Consider the following 15,526-nt stretch of genomic DNA (forward strand, 5'->3'; position numbering starts at 1 on the left):
GGTTACTTCGCGCCTCCCGTTGCCGGGTTCTGGTTTGCCACGGCCAGCACGGCGTCGGCCAGGCGGTCAGCGATGTCTCCCGCAACCTTTTCGTCCATAGGGGTGGACAAGGACAGCAGGTTTGCTGGTGAACCGAGCAAGCCGCGCTCGTAAGATGCCCACCACAGCTCGTGCTGAGTCTGCTCGTCAACTTTTTCCGCACCCGCCGGAACCGCGCGCAGCAGAGAGCCGCGGCCGCGCACTTCCCAGCCGGCGTCGGCGATCTTCGCGTTCACTGTGTCCCGGGTCGTGTCGCCCAGGTGATTCAGCCTTTTTACTTCCTCTTGAGTGAAGAGGCGCAAGGCGACCGACCCCGCGGCCATACTGACCGGGTTGCCGGAGAAAGTTCCACCATGGGGCAAGCTACCGGGACGGGTCGGATCCACCTCGGCCATCAGCTCAGCCTTGCCGGCAACAGCGCCAACAGGGAAGCCGCCACCGATCAATTTGCCCGTGGTGAGCAAGTCAGGGGAAACACCATATTCACCGCTGAAGCCGTTGAATCCCAGGCGCAGGCTGATGACCTCGTCGATGATCAGGACGATCCCGTACCGGGTCGCGAGGTCCCTGGCGGTGTGCACGAACTCCTCGGAGATCCGGAGGAGGCCGGCTCTGTTGGGCAGCAGGTCCAGAATGATGGCTGCGTAGGAGTCCGGTGCTGCTTCAACTTCCTGGCGCAGGACATCGACGTCGTTGAGGGGAACCGCGGTGACATCGTTGATCACGCCACGGGTTACTCCACGCTGGTAGGCAGGGCCACCCGGGACCAATGCCACGTCGGATGTTCCGTGGTAGCCGCCCTTGGTGACGATGACTCGTTCGCGTCCGGTGCTCGCCCGGGCGATGCGGATTGCGGACATCACGGCCTCGGTGCCGGAGTTGGCGAACCGCACCTGGTCGAGCTCAGGCAAGCGGGAAAGCAGGAGGTCTGCCAGTTCCCACTCGTAGAGGTTGGGGATTCCCCAGCTGGCGCCGGCGGTGAGCGCTTTGGTCGCTGCCTCCGTGATTTCGGGGTGCGCGTTCCCGTGAATCAAGGACGTGAAGTTGTTGTTCGCGTCGATCAGTTCATGACCACGGTCATCCCAGACCCGGTAGCCCTCGCCCCGGATGGCGTACGGGCTCGGAGCTCCCGTGTAGTAGGTCGAGCGGCCGTAACCGCCAGGCAACAGGGGGAATCCGCGAGGCCCCCTGCGCAGATGTGGATCCTCCAAAGGGTGGCTTTGTGTGATGGTTTTCTGGTGTTCTGTTCCCACTTGGTTCTCTCCAGTCTTTTCAGTTCACGAGGTCGATGAGCGGCTGCCCGGTCAGGGCCAAGCGGACACGTTCAACGGCGCCCTCCTGAAGTGCACCTGTGGAGCGGTTGGAACGCCAGGCAATATGGGGCGTCAGGATGGTGTTGGGTGCTGTGCGGAGCGGGTGCTCAGCCCCAAGCGGCTCTTCGGCAAAGGTGTCGATGCCAGCACCTGCAATGTGGCCCGAGGTGAGTGCCTCGGCAAGGGCTGATTCCTCAATGAGACCGCCGCGGGATACGTTGACCACTACTGCGCCCCTACGCATGCGCGCCAGAACGTCCTTGGAGATCAGGTTTGCGGTATCCGCGGACAGCGGCAGGTGGAGCGAGACGACGTCGGAGTTTTCCAGGATGTCGTCCAGGGAGGTCAGCTCCACAAAGCTCTCAGTCACGAACGGGTCGTAGGCCCGGACCCGTGCCCCGACGGCTTGATACATGCGGGCAACATGTTGACCAATGCGGCCCATCCCCAGGACCCCGACCTCGAGTTCGGACAGAACCGGGGTGTCGTAGCCGATGGTCCCGGCCCAACCGAGGTTCTGGATCGATGCGTCACCTGCCGGCAGACGGCGGGCCAACGCCAACCCCATCGCGAACGCGTGCGAGGCCACTTCCTCCGAAGCGGTGCCCGGGACAATGGACACGGGAATGTCCGCTGCAGTGGCTGCGTCAACATCGATGTTGTCGTAGCCAATGCCGTACCTGATGACAGCCTTGCATTTCGACATCACCGGGAAGTCCGCGGCTGTGAGTTTCGCGTAGGGGGTGATCATGACGATGTCGGCTTCGGGAAGGCCTTGACGGAAGGCTTCGACGTCGGCCGCCGGGTTGAGTGTGTAACCGAACTCCTTTGCGAGTGCGTGCTCGCGGTCAAGGTTCGGAAAGTGATGGGGGGCCACAAGAATGGTTCCCTGGGCATCGCGGGTCATAGTCGTCGTCCTGTTCGTTGAGTACCCTTTTCATCTGCCGAGCACCCGTTGGAAGGGTGCCGGTGTCCGGGTGATTTCAAGTACAACGCGATATGTGCAGGTTCATCCGTGCCAATTCGAGACACTGAGGTGGGACAGTGTCCCACCGGTTGCCGTCAGGGTGGGCACAGCCCAAAAGCAGCCGGCCACTAGCGGCGGCCGGCTGCTTCACTACACGGTTTCGGGGTTAGAGGTCGAAGCCTCTACTGCGGAAGTAGTCCATGCGGCGGTAGAGGGTGGAGCGGCCAATCTGCAAGGTCTCTGCCGCGAGGCTCCTGTTACCCGATGCCTCCTGCAGTGCAGTTCGCAGCTCGCTGAGTTCGGCGTCCTCCAGACGGGACAGCCGCCCCTTGGTCAGAACCCGATGAAACCCCTGCGGGAGGTCGTCTACGGTTACTTCTGCTCCACTGGCGCGTTCAACGGCGTTGGACACTACGGCTCGGAGCTGGTCGATGTTTCGCGGCCAGTCAGCATGCGTCAGCGTTGTAAGAAGCCGTCGGGATAACCTCCGGTCTCCCATCTCTTCAGCAATAGCTACCGCAAGCTGCGGAATGTCCTCACGCCTGTTGCGTAGCGGCTCAACCGAAATCTCCAAGACGTTGAACGCCTCCGAGAGTATCAAGGTGGCATCGGTTGGATGTGTGATGGTGAAAGCAAGCTTGGTGGTGGCATTGCCCCTAAGGTTCCGGGCGAGCTCTGCTGCCTCGTTCTGTGAAAGTTCGTCGGCATGTTCGACGATCAATGTTGATGGCAGTTCGGTGGATACTCGATGGATCACATCCCGGAGTTGGTTATTCCGTAGCGAGCCACCCCTGGCATCGACCACTACATGCTGCCCACGAGTGTCGGCAATTGCGCCGGCAAGCCGGCGTTTACCGCTACCCAACTCACCAATGATGACAACAGAACGCTCCTGCTCCACAGCCTTCCGGGCAAGGCTCAATGTCCGTTTGAAGCCCATGCTCGTCCCGTCAAGATGCTTCACGATTCTGTCCGCTGCATCCGGCAAGGCAGCCTGCGGCTTTACCTCGTTGGTATTGGTTGGCGTTGGACGCTCCTTGGTAGGTGAGTGTGGGCGGACCACCACGATTGCCCCTACGTTGGCTGCAGATAAGGTCACGGGCGAAACTTCCAGGGTGGAGATCCCAGGCCCCTGGAGCGAGACCTCACAGTTGAGTTCGCGGCCGGAGGACATGACCGCTTTCGCATACCCGGAGATGACGGAGACGTCGCCGTCCTCCAAGGTCGCCGTTGCTGTTGCGTTGAGGAGGGAGTTCTTGCCGTCCAGGGCAATCACTGCCCGGTTGCCGCGGCGTCGGGAGATCCTCAGGTATTCGCTGAGCAGAGCGCGTTCCCTGGATGAGGTCCGCACCTCAATGTCACGCTCGATCCGGGAGGCTACCCCTTCAAGCATCAGCAAAGTGGACGATGGCTCCAAGGAAGTGACCCGGTTACCGGGTAGAGTCAGTCCGATGACGGCCCGAACCCTGTTGTGGAAAGGGTCGCGGACGAGGGAAGCGAAACACCAGTTTCCGCGCATGTCCTCACGGAAGTGCTCCTCCGGTGCGAGCCACACCCCCCGCCCTTCCTCAAGGGCCAGGCCCTCCCCGTTGCTTCCGCAGCTCTCCTCAAGGAGCGAATATCCGGCGGGGAAGCCGTCATCCCGCAGGTAGTCCGCTTTTACCAGTACGCCATTGGGCGCTGTCAGGTTGACGTAACCGCCAAGGTCCGCGGCAACCTCGTCCAGTTTCTGCAGGTGTGGCCCTGCCGCCTGGATGGTGTGTTCGTCCACGCGACCCTCGTCAAAGAATCCTCGGTCTGCCACAGCATCAACGCCGGCAGCCCTGCTCCTGTACCAGGAGCGTGCCACGATGGGTCGGATTCCGCTGAGGTCGGCATGGGGCTGCATGAGGAAGAGTTCGCGTAGCCGGTTGATTTGCAGCAGCGGCTCGCGCGGCACCCAAGGGGAAAGTACTTCGGCAGAGGACATGTCAGTTGGTTCTTTCTGCTGGAGCCAGGTATTTAAGAAACGACGGCGGTACCACCGCGGCGGCGGGAGCCAAGCCACGTCCGTCCCCGGCCTTGACCCTTGGGGTGGAAGGCTTGCTGCGCTTGCCAGTTGTCGTTGTGAGCCGCATCGTCTTCCAGCGCGCGGGCGCTGATGTAGGCGGCGACCATGCCAGAAAGCCCACTGCCAAAGGTCATGTTGCTTCCTTTGGCCCCCCGGTTCGAATCTTCGACCAACATGATCCGTTCCTCTCTGTTAAGGCGCTGATAGCGGCGAAACCAGCCGTGCTGGTCTTGCCTCTTTCAGGGTAGCTAACTAATGGTCGTTAGCCAAGAGTTTGCGTAAAGTTGGACCATGTTTAATGTGCCACGGCGGTGGACCGCTTCCGAAGGGTCATCCCCCACGACTGTTAGGGTCAAAGCATGAGCAGTTCCTCCTACAAGGCCGCCCGCGACACCTTCGCCCACCGCTTGGAAGAATGGGATTGGGCCGGCCAAGGGGCTTCAAGACGCCACATACTCGAGGCATTTCTGGAACTGGCCATCGCCAACGGGTTCAGTTCAGTCTCCATGCGGACCATCGCCAACGCCGTCAACATCAAACCGCCGAGCCTCTACTCGCATTTCCCCAACGGTAGGGACGAAATCGTCGCGGAATCACTGCGCTGGCACTTTCACCGCTTCGGCACGGCTCTTCTCGAGGCCGTTGATCACGCTGAATCAGCAGATGACTTCTGGGACGCCATGGTGAGGCTGCATTTCACCAGACAGGTCAGGCTTCCCGAAAGCAATCTGTGGGACCTGCTCGTGGCAACCGACAGGATGGCCTCGATCCTTCCCGCAGACCTGCGGACCCAAGTGGATGACTGGGTTGCACTCCACGAAAACATGTACGCCGCCGCCGCCCGGGACATGGGCCACCCACATCCCGAAGAAAAGGTCCGGATTGTGGTGACCCTCCTGGAAGGAGCCACACGCTGGGCGCCGGACGAGTATGACGACGAGGAACTCGATTCAATGGCCGACAAAGCCGTGCAAGTGTCCCGCATCATTCTTGGGGCCGAACTGCCCGGCGAACCGTAGCGTCCTCTTCCCCCCTGGGCAGGAGTATGGATTCCCTTGATCTGAAAGGCGCGGAACGCAGGTTCCGCGCCTTTCAGATTTAGCTTCACCTCGTCGCTACGGCGGCTGTCTGGTGCCTACAACCCGTCTCCGACACCCGGGTCTCCCAGGTTCGACTACTGCTGGCTGATTCTGATGACGCACTGAAGGATCTCTTCAATGACGCCCTCATCCATAGCTGTCGACAGCGCAATCAGTCCAGACGTACCCAGAAGCACCCCTTCCCGGTAAGCCTTCCACCACGTAGTAGTCATGTCGGCTGGAAAGATCCTTATCAGCGATCCGAATCCGTTGCATTGAATCCCCGCCTGCAGGAATGCCTCGCGGAGCGCGTCGCCTTTCGCGTTGAGCTTGGTAATCTGGTCGGTGTTCTCGAAGAAACGCGGCCTGAACCGCAGACCCGGGCCGCCGGTCCACGACGACCTGGTCGAGCGGGACTTCACCGCCGCCGCACCGAACGAGCTGTGGCTGACAGACATCACCGAACATCCCACGGCCGAGGGCAAGCTCTACCTCTGCGCGGTGAAGGACGTCTATTCCGGCAGGATCGTCGGGTATTCGATGGATTCGCGGATGAAGTCCCCGCTTGCCGTGGCCGCACTGGAGAACGCGGTGCGGGCGCGCCGCCCGGCAGGGACCGTGGTGCACTCGGATCGCGGGTACCAGGGCGTATTCAACCGGTCGAAGCAACAGTTGCTATTGGGACTGAGCTTAGCTGGTCCGCGAAGGCTTCCGCTGGAGTGCACCATCCCAGGACGCCGCGCGGCCGGTTGTTGATGATGCCAGCGACAGCTTGGATCTCCGGGGTGCTCCAGCGAGAGATGTCGGTGCCTTTCGGGAAGTACTGCCGAAGTAGCCCATTGAGATGTTCGTTGCTCCCGCGCTGCCACGGGCTCTTCGCATCGGCAAAATAAACCGGCAACCCGATCTCCTGCGTCAGAAGGGCGTGCGCGGACATCTCCTTCCCACGGTCCCAGGTCAGGGAGCACCGCAGATCCGCCGGGAGCGGCTCGAAAGTTCGGACGAGGGCGTTCTTCATCGTGACCGCCCCGTAGCCAGCCAATGCAGGCCCATTCTTTGCCGGCTTGACCAGCCCGTACCCCTTCTGCCGAGGCAGATGAACGAGAATGGCGAAACGCGTCGTGCGGTCGATCAGAGTCGCGATCGCTGACCGGTTGAGACCAATGATGAGATCCCCCTCCCAATGGCCTGCGACTTTCCGCTCGTCGGCTTAGGAAGGTCTCTTCTTCAAGGTTGTGGCGTCGGTGACATGCGCCCAGGCCTGCTGACGTGTTCGCACTCGTGGCGTGCGTTTCGTGCGCCCCGGCGCAGGTGCCACGCCTGCTGCCCGGTAAGCCCGCCCCGGCCCGGAACATAAAGAGCTTGATAGATCGCTTCATGCGAGATCCGCATCGTTGGATCATCAGGGAACTCAACCGGCAGGCGTTCCGCGATCTGCTGAGGGCTCCAACCCCACACCCATTCGCGGTCCTCCCGATGCGGCTTGTTCTTCCCGTCCCAGACCGGGCCGACCGGGCCCAAGCGGCCTCCTCCGCCCGATCTGACGTGTCCGCTGAGCTTGTCATTGACGTCAGCGCGGAGGTCATCGTTCGTGATCAGCTTCGCGGTCTCGGGACGGCGGGCTCGTCGTTCGGCATGCCACTGCGCTGTAGACGCCTTGTAGTCCAACCGATACGTTCTCGTCGAAGCGTTCCGACGCAGCTCCCGCGAGATCGTAGATGGGCTTCGGCCCAGTCGGCGAGCAATCTCTCGCACCCCACAGTCTTGCGCACGCCACAATGCGATGTCCTCACGGTCGCTCGAGGACAGGTACCGCCCGGACAGTTTCGGGGTCAGCTGAGGATTCACACCGCCACCGTGCAGGAACCAGCGATGCGCCACCGGTTCTGACACGCCCGCCGCGACGCCGGCGTCCCGGGTCTTCGCACCACTCGCGATCGCGACCCAGAACCGTACCCGGCACTCGCGGCAGGCCACTGACGGACGACCCGGCGAAGGGATCTGCCCTCGATACGCCCGTACCTGCTTCTGACGATTTCGAACCGACATCCAACACCTCCATGATCAGGTGTTGCTTCGACCGGTTGAATACGCCCAGTTACGGTCTCGTCACTTCGTCGAATCGCTCCGGCACCACGGCCTGACAGGGTCGATGGGCCGGGTCGGGGCCTGCGCGGACAACGCCGCGATGGAGTCATTCTTTTCGCTGCCGCAGAAGAACGTCCTGGACCGTCACCGGTGGCTCACCAAGCAAGACTTCCGGCTGGCCATCACAACCTGGATCGAGAGAACCTACCACCGCCGGCGCCGGCAAAGACGGCTGGGAAGCCCTGCCGATCGAATATGGAACAATCAACCGGACCGCACTCACAGCGGCCTAAGACCCCGAGTCAACAAAAGCCGGGGCAGTCCCCCTCGACATGCCCTAGACGCAAGCTTTATGGCTAGGATCGTCAGCTGAAGTGGCTCATAACTGAGGGTCGGTTCCTATAAACCAAAATCTGAAAATGAAAAGGGCCCCAACGTCCTCCAACCGCGTTAGTCATTGTGGCGGCGTGGGGCGTCGGGACCCTTTTCGGTGTCGTAACTACACCGCCACTCCCAGGCGACGGTTGGCAAGGACCGGGATGACCTGGCGGGCTTTCTCCACGGCCGCTACGTCGACGGTGACGTCCAGCTGTCCGACCTTTTCGTCCAGTTCCTGTTGGACGACACCCATGGGTGAGACGACGAGGCTGTGGCCGACGCCGAAGCGGGGTCCTGTCGGCTCCTCAATGCCTGCCGTGGAAGCGTCTGCCTGGTCGCAGGCGACGATCCAGGTGGTGGAGTCGATGGCGCGGGCTTGGTTGAGCAGACGCCAGGCTTCGACCTTGCCCTCGCCGGCTCCCCAGTGTGCTGTCACGATGATGACTTGGGCGCCGCGATCGGCGAGTTCGCGGAAGAGTTCGGGGAACCTGACGTCGTAGCAGGTTGCCACGCCTACGGTGACGCCGTCCACTTCAAAGGTGAAGGGTTCGTTTCCCGGCTCCACGTCTGCTGATTCAGAGAACCCGTAGGCGTCGTAAAGGTGAATCTTGTCGTATCCGGCGTGAATGTTTTCGCCTGTAACGAGAATGGTGTTACGGACCCGCCCGTCAGCTGCGGGCTGGAAAGTTCCGACCAGGACAATGACGCCGAGGTCTTTGGCAAGTTGCTGGACAGCGGAGGCCCATGGCCCGTCGATGGGTTCGGCGTGGGCCGCAGGCGCGGCCCCGAACCTTACTAGTGAGGCTTCGGGCAGGACGACGATGCGGGCCCCGGCCGCTGCGCCGCGTCGAACGGCGTCGAGGACAAGCTCCAGGTTTTGTGCCGGATTGACCGTAGTGGCGAACTGCTGGACAGAGATGGACAGGCTTTCAGAAGACATTGATGTTCCTTTAGTGGTTGATGGTGCGTTTTGGAGGTACGTACTGCGCCGGTCAGTAGATGGAGTGGCCAGCGACTTCACGGGCGTCCGGGTTCTTGGCGAGGCTTACGCCCACGAGTGTGATGACGGAGACTACGACGATGTAGATGGCCAGGGGCAACCACGTTCCGTACGTCCCGAGCAGCCAGGTGAACAGCAGGGGTGCGATGGCGCCGCCGAAGACACCTCCGATGGTGTATGCGAGGGAGCTGCCTGCGTACCGGAGCCGCGGGCTGAACTGTTCGGAGACGAGTGCGGCCTGGGGTCCGTACATGAGTGAGTTGCAGAGCAAGCCGAAGATGACGGCCAGTACAACTCCGATGAATCCGATACTCATCAGCGGGAAGAAGATGAACGGGAACACAATGGAGCATGCCGCGCCGATGGCGGTGACAAGTCGGCGGTTCATCCGGTCGGAGAGATGCCCCGCTGCCGGCACCATGAAGACCTGGAAGGCTGAGCCGATGACCACTGCCAGCAGTGCCTGCCCGGGCTGGAGTCCGAACTGACGGGTGGCGTACGTAAGGATGAAGACCGTCGAGAGGGCGTACATGACATCCGGGGCGATCCTGGACAAGGTGGCGGCGAGCAGTGCCTTGCGTTCAGTCCGGAAGACCTCAGCCAACGGTGACTTCGGGGTCAGCCCTTGTTCCTTGATGGCCTCGAAGACCGGTGTCTCTTCGATCTTGAACCGGATCATCAGTCCAACGACGACCAAGACGGCGGAGAACAGGAACGCTACACGCCAGCCCCAGGACAGAAAGTCCTCTTTGGGGAGCAGCGCCAGGAGAGCCAGGGCGCCATTGGCGAGAAGGTTGCCCAGCGGCGGGCCGATCTGGGCCGCGGAGCCAAAGAGGCCCCTCTTGCCCGGGTCGCCATGTTCACTTGAGATAAGTACGGCTCCGGCCCATTCGCCGCCGACGCCCACGCCCTGACAGAGCCGTAGGAAGACAAGAGCTATGGGGGCGGCAACGCCGATGGTGTCATATCCCGGCAGCAGCCCTACCGCGAAAGTGGCGATGCCGATGAGAAGAAGAGTCCATACCAGGACCTTCTTGCGGCCGATTCGGTCACCGAGACGGCCGAAGAGGATACCGCCGAGGGGTCGGGCGACGTAGCCGACGGCGTAGGTGGCAAAAGCTGCCAAGGTGCCAGCCAGAGGATCGTCAGAGTGGAAGAACACCTGGCCGAAGACCAGCGCGGAGGCTGCCGAGTAGATCGCAAAGTCATACCACTCCAGGCTCGTCCCGGTCAGGGCGACGATGAAGCCTCTTTTGCCTTGGCCCGGCCGTGCCGGGGTTGTTTGTTGCGATGGGGATATTTGTTCAGTCACGAGATGCCTCCTGATTAAGAGTGCCTTGAAAGACATAGCCCCGATGGGGGCGGTGGTCCTGACACAAGCTGCTTTTGTAGCTGTCATCCAAAGCGTATGGGCTTTGTATACAGAAGCGTATGGGCTTTGTATACAGAAGCGTATGGACTGTGTATACTCACACTATACTGTGATGCAGATCGCAGCAATACCCTGCAAATCAAATGTTTTTGAAGGAGCCATCATGTCCTTGAAGTTCACTCTCCCCAGCGGTGAAACCCTTGACGTCAGTGTCACCCACCTCCTCAACGGCGGATACGCCGGCCGTCACCAGGAACACGTCAGGGCCCACGTAGAGGAGTTGGCACTGCTGGGCGTTCCCGCCCCGACCGTCACGCCGACCATGTATCCGGTTTCGCCGTACCTGGCCCAGCAGACCACCGTTGTGCCGGTCCAACACGGCAAGACCTCAGGTGAAGTGGAGTGGGCCATCGTTGTCGCAGCCGACGGACGCGTCCTTCTTACCCTGGCCTGCGACCACACCGACCGTGAGCTTGAGGTTCACGGCATTGCCTGGTCAAAGAACGCCTCTCCTGACGTTCTGGCCACCGATGCCTGGCTGCTGAGCGAGGTCGAGGACCATGTAGATGACCTGACGCTCACGGCATGGGTCACCAACAACGGCGTTGAAGAGCAGATCCAGAAGGCGACTCTCGGGGACCTGCTCCCGCCGTCGCACTGGGTCGGCGTCCTCAAGGACCGCGACTTGCTCAACCCTGGAACGGTGCTCATATCGGGCACCGTGAACATGGCCGAAGGTGTCAACCAGTTTGCTGACGGCTGGCGGGCGGAGCTGACCGACCCCGTACTGGGGAGGTCCATCAGCCTCGCCTACGACGTGGTACCCATGGCCACGCCCATCGGCTAGTCCTCATCATGGTGGGGCGTGGGAGATTCCTGCGCCCCACCGCGGGGGACAGCCTCCAAAAGATCAGCGTATGCGGAGAGTATACTTAAACTATGCAGACCCCCAGCCAGTCCAACCGCGACAGAGTGTACGACTACATCCGCGACACCATCCTCCCGGACTCCGCCTTCCACGGCAGCTTCCTCACCGAGGAGCAAGTCGCAGAACAGGTCGGCGGAACCTCGCGGACGCCGGTCAGGGAGGCCTTCCTCCTCCTGGCATCCGAAGGACTGTTGCAGCTGGTGCCCCGGCACGGTGCATTCATCCCTCCGGTCACCCGACAGGAAATCAGTGAAGCCCTCGAATACCGCACGGTGCTCGAAACCAACGCCGCCGAAGTCGTCATGGAACGAGGCACCGCCCCACTGGACGCGATGAAGCTCGCGCTCAAGCACCAGCTTGAAAGCTCCGACGCCGGCCACGAACGCGAATTCGTCGACTGGGACAGCGAGTTCCACATTGCACTGGTCCGGGCTGTCGGGAACTCCCTCATGACCAAGTCGTACACCGACCTCCGCGCACGGCACATCCGCATCGGCGTCCGCGCACTCATGAACACCCCCGAACGGCAGGCCGCCGTCATCGCCGAGCACCAAGCCATTGTTGATGGCCTGGAATCCGGAGACCCCGAGCTGGCCAAGACGGCCATCCGCAGCCATATCCGGACCACCGCCTCGGGGCTCTCGGAAATCTGACCCACGAAAGGTTCCCATGGACCCGGTTCCCTCGCCCGGGGCGACAGCTCCTGAGGTCGCCTATCAGTGGATCATCTCCTTCATCGCCGGGTTGCCCAGGGAGGATGAAACATTCCTGAACGAAGCGACCCTGGCGAAAGCCACCGGCACCTCCAGGACCCCGGTCCGTGAGGCTTTGCTCCGACTCGAGGCCGAGGGCTACATCAAACGCGTCCCGCATAAGGGTGCATACGTTCCTCCCATCACAGATCAGGAAGTGCGGGCCAACCTGCAGGCACGGTCGGTTGTGGAGAAATGGGCAGTGACAAGCCATGGCCACTACGACCACGCGAATCTCGTCGCTCTTCAAGGGCTCATCGACCAACAGCGACTGGCCGCCTCCGATCCCGTCCGTTTCATTGAACTGGACACCGAGTTTCACAACCTCATCGTCAAAGCTGCCGGTAATCCTGTCCTGGCGGACTTCTACGCTTCCTTGCGGCAACGACAGCTCAGGATCGGCATCCAAGCCATCAGCACAGGAAATTCCCGGACGGCTGAGGTTCTGAACGAACACCAGGCCATCGTGGATGGGCTCAACGGGGAGGATCTCGCCCTCACCTGCACCGCCATTGACGCCCACTTGGGATCTACCCGAAGAGCGACTATCGGGTACTGACACTGCGACGACAGAGTGATCGTGCCCCAAAAGGCACTCTTCAGGCCTCGTGCTCCGGCTCCGCCGACCAAGGGGTTTCAAGTTCCAGCTTCCAGCGGACTTTACGACCACGCAAGGCCGGCATCATGGCGCCTTGCGGGACGTGCCGGAACGGCACTGTTTCGCCGTCGGGCCGCCACCACCCGCTGACGGGGGCATGATGCCCCGTCGAAACGAGTGCGGGAACGGTGGCGGCTCCCGGGTTCCGAATCGTCATGGTGTGTGGCTGTCCTTCGGGGTTCGTTCCGGTTGAATGAAGGTGCGGTTCGCCAGGACGGGCACACTACCGGTGTATCCTTCCCGTTCATTGGCCGCTGCCGTTATACCCTCACGGGCCACAAACCAGCCGATGACCAGAAGCGGTATCAGCACCAGCAGCGAAGCGAGGACCCAGCGCCCGGTTTCGGAAAAACCCATGGAAATCAGCACGAAGGCCAGAAAGGCCAGGGTCAGGTATGAGGTGTACGGCGCCCCAAACAGCCGGAAGGCGGGGCGTGTGATCAACCCCGCGTTGGAGAGCCGGTGAAGTTTCATCTGGCACAGCATGATGGTCGCCCAGCATCCGATAATTCCCAGTGCGGAGATCTCCAGGACGATTTCGAAGGCCTGCGAGGGCACGAGAGCGTTCAGACCGATGCCCAGCAGGGCAACCACCGTGGTGAACAGGATTCCGCCGTAGGGAACGCCTTTGGCATTCATCCGGCCGGTGAAACGAGGCGCGGATCCGTTCACGGCCATGGACCGCAGGATCCGCCCGGTGGAATAGAGCCCCGCATTCAAACTCGACAGTGCCGCGGTCAGCACCACGAAGTTCATGATGGTGGCGGCCGTTGCACCTGCCTGGGGATCGCCGAGGTGGGAGAAGAAGGTGACGAACGGTGATTCACCGCCCTTATAGGACGTGAACGGCAGGAGCAGGGAGAGCAAGAGCACCGAGCCGACGTAGAAGACAGCGATCCTGAACACCACACTGTTGATGGCTTTGGGCATGATCTTGGCCGGGTCCTTGGTTTCCCCGGCAGCGGTGCCGATCAGCTCAATGCCGGCATAGGCGAAGATCACCCCGCTGGCGGCCAGGAGCGGGGCGATCCCGCCGTTGGGGAAAAACCCTCCATTGTCGGAGAACACGACGAAGCCTGTGGGGCCGACGTCCGTGGCTGCACCGCTGAGGAGGAAGACGACGCCGACGATGAGGAAGGTGACGAGGGCGAGGATTTTTACCAGGGCGAACCAGAATTCCATCTCGCCAAAGAGCTTGACGGAGACCAGGTTCAGGGAGAGGACCACAACGAGGGCGATGAGGGCCAGCAGCCATTGGGGCGTTTCCTGAAGCGGCGGCCAATAGGGTGCCCAGAATTTCAAGTACAGGGCCGCTGCTGTGACATCGACGATGGAGGTCATGGCCCAATTCAGGAAGTAGAGCCACCCGGCCGCGTAAGCCATCTTTTCGCCGTAGAACTCACGGGCGTAAGAGACAAAGGACCCGGATGACGGTCGGTGCAGGACCAGTTCGCCCAGTGCCCGGAGGATCAGGAAGCCGAAGAAGCCGCAGATGGCATATACCAGCACCAGTGCAGGCCCGCTGCCGTTCAGCCGGGCGCCGGCGCCCATAAACAGGCCGGTGCCGATCGCTCCCCCGATGGCGATCATTTGGATTTGCCGAGGCTTCAGGGACTTGTGATAGCCCTGTTCTTCACTGGCAAAGTCACGGACGGCCGAGGCAACATCGCCGGTGCGCTCCCGCTCGTTCTCCAGTTCGTCCGCCCTGTCATGCGCGGGAATTTTCATGTTTTCTCCATGGGTTTGAGCCGCACATCCTTGTGCGGCCGTTGGAAGCGGCCCAGCGACCCGGGCCGCACTACGTTAGAAGGCTGCGGCCGCCGGTTGAGTGCGCAACTGGAGGTCCCGGGGCCTGATCCAGACTTCGTAACCTTCCTTGCGGACGAAAGCCCTCCGGGGTTGGATGCCGCTGCCGCGGAGCCACACGGTAGAAGAGTCGGCCATGGCGTGGTCCACGATGCCGGCCTGGACCGGGATTCCATGCTTCCGGATCTGGACGTGGCCGCCGATCAGGGCGGGCCATTCGTCGTATCGGACAAGCCGGTCCGGGGTTTCATCTCTGCGTTTCATGACTGTTCGCTCCTCTGGAAGAACCGGGTCAGGCGGTCCCACATTTCGGGGGCGTTCGAGTACATGGGAAAGTGCCCGCTGCGGGAGATTTCGGCGAGTTCAACGCCCTTCTCTGCGAGCAGTGACAGGTAGCTCAGGCTATTGTTCTGCACTCCGTACATGTACATGCGGGGGAACGGCAGCGCCAAAAAGCGATCCATCAGGCCGCCGTTGTCGGAAAGTTCCACCATGGATTCGAAGATTGGCCGGACGGCACCGGGCCTGACCTTGTGGGGCAGGCTTGCCGCGTAAAGGCTGCTGGAGTAGAACCGGGATTTCCATACCCGTTCCTGGAAGTCCTTGAAGAAGCCGTCAGGGTCCGGGTGGGAGTGGCTGATGATCTGGCGGCTCAGGAAGCAGTCTTCGGGGGCTATGTTGCCTTCGATGTCCGAGAAACTGACAACGCGGGAGGGCGCCTGGTCTGCCAGGAGCAGGGCTGTGAGGCCGCCCATGGAGTGACCCACCAGATGAAAGCGCTCGATGCCTTGGGCGGCAAGGACTTCTTTCGCGACGGTGACGAGGAAGTGCACGGAGATGGCGTTCAGGTCCGAGCAGGAGGTTGCGCCGCACCCGGGGGCGTCGTAGGCCAGGATCGGGCGGTCGACGAGCCCTGGCTGCTGGATGACGTCGGCATAGTCCTCTTTGGTGGAGCCAAAGCCATGGAGAAAGACGACAGGAATGCCGGTACCGGCGCGATACATGCCGGCAACGTCGACGCGGACGCCGTCGACGTCGAGCGGAAGGGTGAAAGGCTCAAGCTTGGTCAGGCCAGGCAAGGAATTCTCCATTCAGG

At 61.8% G+C, this 15,526-nt stretch carries 15 protein-coding genes and 3 pseudogenes; 6 read left to right on the top strand and 12 right to left on the bottom strand.

Going from position 1 to position 15,526, the window contains the following annotated elements; genetic code table 11:
- Positions 1–2: 2 nt before the first annotated feature.
- From RQH14_RS05485 to RQH14_RS05500, 4 genes are all read right to left on the bottom strand, one after another.
- Positions 3–1,292 (bottom strand): aminotransferase class III-fold pyridoxal phosphate-dependent enzyme, encoded by a 1,290-nt coding sequence (locus RQH14_RS05485; protein WP_311212325.1) that lies wholly within the window; start codon positions 1,290–1,292, stop codon positions 3–5.
- A 19-nt stretch (positions 1,293–1,311) separates the two neighbouring features.
- Positions 1,312–2,259, bottom strand: coding sequence for a C-terminal binding protein (locus tag RQH14_RS05490; RefSeq protein ID WP_311212326.1), 948 nt, complete (start codon positions 2,257–2,259; stop codon positions 1,312–1,314).
- A 226-nt stretch (positions 2,260–2,485) separates the two neighbouring features.
- Positions 2,486–4,288: a helix-turn-helix domain-containing protein gene (locus RQH14_RS05495; protein WP_311212327.1), complete on the bottom strand. Its 1,803-nt coding sequence runs from the start codon at positions 4,286–4,288 to the stop codon at positions 2,486–2,488.
- A 32-nt stretch (positions 4,289–4,320) separates the two neighbouring features.
- Complete coding sequence (locus tag RQH14_RS05500; protein WP_231342412.1) at positions 4,321–4,503, bottom strand: hypothetical protein; 183 nt, start codon at positions 4,501–4,503, stop codon at positions 4,321–4,323.
- 225 nt (positions 4,504–4,728) lie between these two features.
- Between RQH14_RS05500 and RQH14_RS05505 the strand changes: the two genes are divergently transcribed.
- A complete protein-coding gene (locus RQH14_RS05505) occupies positions 4,729–5,388 on the top strand; it encodes a TetR/AcrR family transcriptional regulator (protein WP_311212328.1) in 660 nt (219 codons plus the stop codon).
- Positions 5,389–5,543: 155 nt separating this feature from the next.
- Here the strand turns inward: RQH14_RS05505 and RQH14_RS05510 are convergent, their stop codons facing one another.
- A complete protein-coding gene (locus RQH14_RS05510) occupies positions 5,544–5,681 on the bottom strand; it encodes a hypothetical protein (protein WP_311212329.1) in 138 nt (45 codons plus the stop codon).
- Positions 5,682–5,784: 103 nt separating this feature from the next.
- On the opposite strand from RQH14_RS05510, the pseudogene RQH14_RS05515 reads away from it, so the two are divergent.
- Positions 5,785–6,093 (top strand): annotated as a pseudogene (locus RQH14_RS05515) (DDE-type integrase/transposase/recombinase); the annotation flags it as partial.
- 7 nt (positions 6,094–6,100) lie between these two features.
- Here the strand turns inward: RQH14_RS05515 and RQH14_RS05520 are convergent.
- A pseudogene (locus tag RQH14_RS05520) lies at positions 6,101–7,497 on the bottom strand (IS30 family transposase).
- A gap of 43 nt (positions 7,498–7,540) precedes the next feature.
- Here RQH14_RS05520 and RQH14_RS05525 point away from each other — a divergent pair.
- Positions 7,541–7,829, top strand: a pseudogene (locus tag RQH14_RS05525) (IS3 family transposase); the annotation flags it as partial.
- 206 nt (positions 7,830–8,035) lie between these two features.
- Here RQH14_RS05525 and RQH14_RS05530 read toward each other — a convergent pair.
- Together RQH14_RS05530 and RQH14_RS05535 are read right to left on the bottom strand one after the other, a co-directional pair.
- Positions 8,036–8,854, bottom strand: coding sequence for a carbon-nitrogen hydrolase family protein (locus tag RQH14_RS05530; protein ID WP_311212330.1), 819 nt, complete (start codon positions 8,852–8,854; stop codon positions 8,036–8,038).
- A 52-nt stretch (positions 8,855–8,906) separates the two neighbouring features.
- Positions 8,907–10,226: an MFS transporter gene (locus RQH14_RS05535; RefSeq protein WP_311212331.1), complete on the bottom strand. Its 1,320-nt coding sequence runs from the start codon at positions 10,224–10,226 to the stop codon at positions 8,907–8,909.
- Between the two features lie 223 nt (positions 10,227–10,449).
- Here RQH14_RS05535 and RQH14_RS05540 point away from each other — a divergent pair, with 223 nt between their 5' ends.
- The 3 genes from RQH14_RS05540 to RQH14_RS05550 all read left to right on the top strand — a co-directional run bounded on the left by RQH14_RS05540 (position 10,450) and on the right by RQH14_RS05550 (position 12,525).
- Entirely contained in the window at positions 10,450–11,133 is a 684-nt protein-coding gene (locus RQH14_RS05540) for a DUF2848 domain-containing protein (protein ID WP_311212332.1), read from the top strand.
- Between the two features lie 92 nt (positions 11,134–11,225).
- Positions 11,226–11,867, top strand: coding sequence for a GntR family transcriptional regulator (locus RQH14_RS05545; protein ID WP_311212333.1), 642 nt, complete (start codon positions 11,226–11,228; stop codon positions 11,865–11,867).
- Positions 11,868–11,883: 16 nt separating this feature from the next.
- Entirely contained in the window at positions 11,884–12,525 is a 642-nt protein-coding gene (locus RQH14_RS05550; protein ID WP_311212334.1) for a GntR family transcriptional regulator, read from the top strand.
- Positions 12,526–12,565: 40 nt separating this feature from the next.
- On the opposite strand, the gene RQH14_RS05555 is transcribed toward RQH14_RS05550, so the two are convergent.
- The 4 genes from RQH14_RS05555 to RQH14_RS05570 all read right to left on the bottom strand — a co-directional run bounded on the left by RQH14_RS05555 (position 12,566) and on the right by RQH14_RS05570 (position 15,509).
- Positions 12,566–12,781: a hypothetical protein gene (locus tag RQH14_RS05555; RefSeq protein ID WP_311212335.1), complete on the bottom strand. Its 216-nt coding sequence runs from the start codon at positions 12,779–12,781 to the stop codon at positions 12,566–12,568.
- A complete protein-coding gene (locus RQH14_RS05560; protein ID WP_311212336.1) occupies positions 12,778–14,352 on the bottom strand; it encodes an amino acid permease in 1,575 nt (524 codons plus the stop codon). Before RQH14_RS05560 ends, RQH14_RS05555 begins: the two co-directional genes overlap by 4 nt.
- A gap of 75 nt (positions 14,353–14,427) precedes the next feature.
- Positions 14,428–14,694, bottom strand: coding sequence for a hypothetical protein (locus RQH14_RS05565; RefSeq protein ID WP_311212337.1), 267 nt, complete (start codon positions 14,692–14,694; stop codon positions 14,428–14,430).
- Positions 14,691–15,509, bottom strand: coding sequence for an alpha/beta fold hydrolase (locus RQH14_RS05570; RefSeq protein ID WP_311212338.1), 819 nt, complete (start codon positions 15,507–15,509; stop codon positions 14,691–14,693). The genes RQH14_RS05565 and RQH14_RS05570 overlap by 4 nt, the downstream gene beginning before the upstream one ends.
- Positions 15,510–15,526: the final 17 nt, after the last annotated feature.

Source organism: Arthrobacter sp. WCS2018Hpa-7 (assembly GCF_031843805.1).
In the GTDB taxonomy this organism is placed as follows: Bacteria; Actinomycetota; Actinomycetes; order Actinomycetales; family Micrococcaceae; genus Arthrobacter.

Excerpts from the sequence above, each read along its gene's own strand:
- RQH14_RS05490 (WP_311212326.1), bottom strand. The coding sequence starts at position 2,259 with ATGACCCGCGATGCCCAGGGAACCATTCTTGTGGCCCCCCATCACTTT.
- RQH14_RS05495 (WP_311212327.1), bottom strand. The coding sequence starts at position 4,288 with ATGTCCTCTGCCGAAGTACTTTCCCCTTGGGTGCCGCGCGAGCCGCTG.
- RQH14_RS05500 (WP_231342412.1), bottom strand. The coding sequence starts at position 4,503 with ATGACCTTTGGCAGTGGGCTTTCTGGCATGGTCGCCGCCTACATCAGC.
- RQH14_RS05505 (WP_311212328.1), top strand. The coding sequence starts at position 4,729 with ATGAGCAGTTCCTCCTACAAGGCCGCCCGCGACACCTTCGCCCACCGC.
- RQH14_RS05510 (WP_311212329.1), bottom strand. The coding sequence starts at position 5,681 with ATGACTACTACGTGGTGGAAGGCTTACCGGGAAGGGGTGCTTCTGGGT.
- RQH14_RS05530 (WP_311212330.1), bottom strand. The coding sequence starts at position 8,854 with ATGTCTTCTGAAAGCCTGTCCATCTCTGTCCAGCAGTTCGCCACTACG.
- RQH14_RS05540 (WP_311212332.1), top strand. The coding sequence starts at position 10,450 with ATGTCCTTGAAGTTCACTCTCCCCAGCGGTGAAACCCTTGACGTCAGT.
- RQH14_RS05545 (WP_311212333.1), top strand. The coding sequence starts at position 11,226 with ATGCAGACCCCCAGCCAGTCCAACCGCGACAGAGTGTACGACTACATC.
- RQH14_RS05550 (WP_311212334.1), top strand. The coding sequence starts at position 11,884 with ATGGACCCGGTTCCCTCGCCCGGGGCGACAGCTCCTGAGGTCGCCTAT.
- RQH14_RS05555 (WP_311212335.1), bottom strand. The coding sequence starts at position 12,781 with ATGACGATTCGGAACCCGGGAGCCGCCACCGTTCCCGCACTCGTTTCG.
- RQH14_RS05560 (WP_311212336.1), bottom strand. The coding sequence starts at position 14,352 with ATGAAAATTCCCGCGCATGACAGGGCGGACGAACTGGAGAACGAGCGG.
- RQH14_RS05565 (WP_311212337.1), bottom strand. The coding sequence starts at position 14,694 with ATGAAACGCAGAGATGAAACCCCGGACCGGCTTGTCCGATACGACGAA.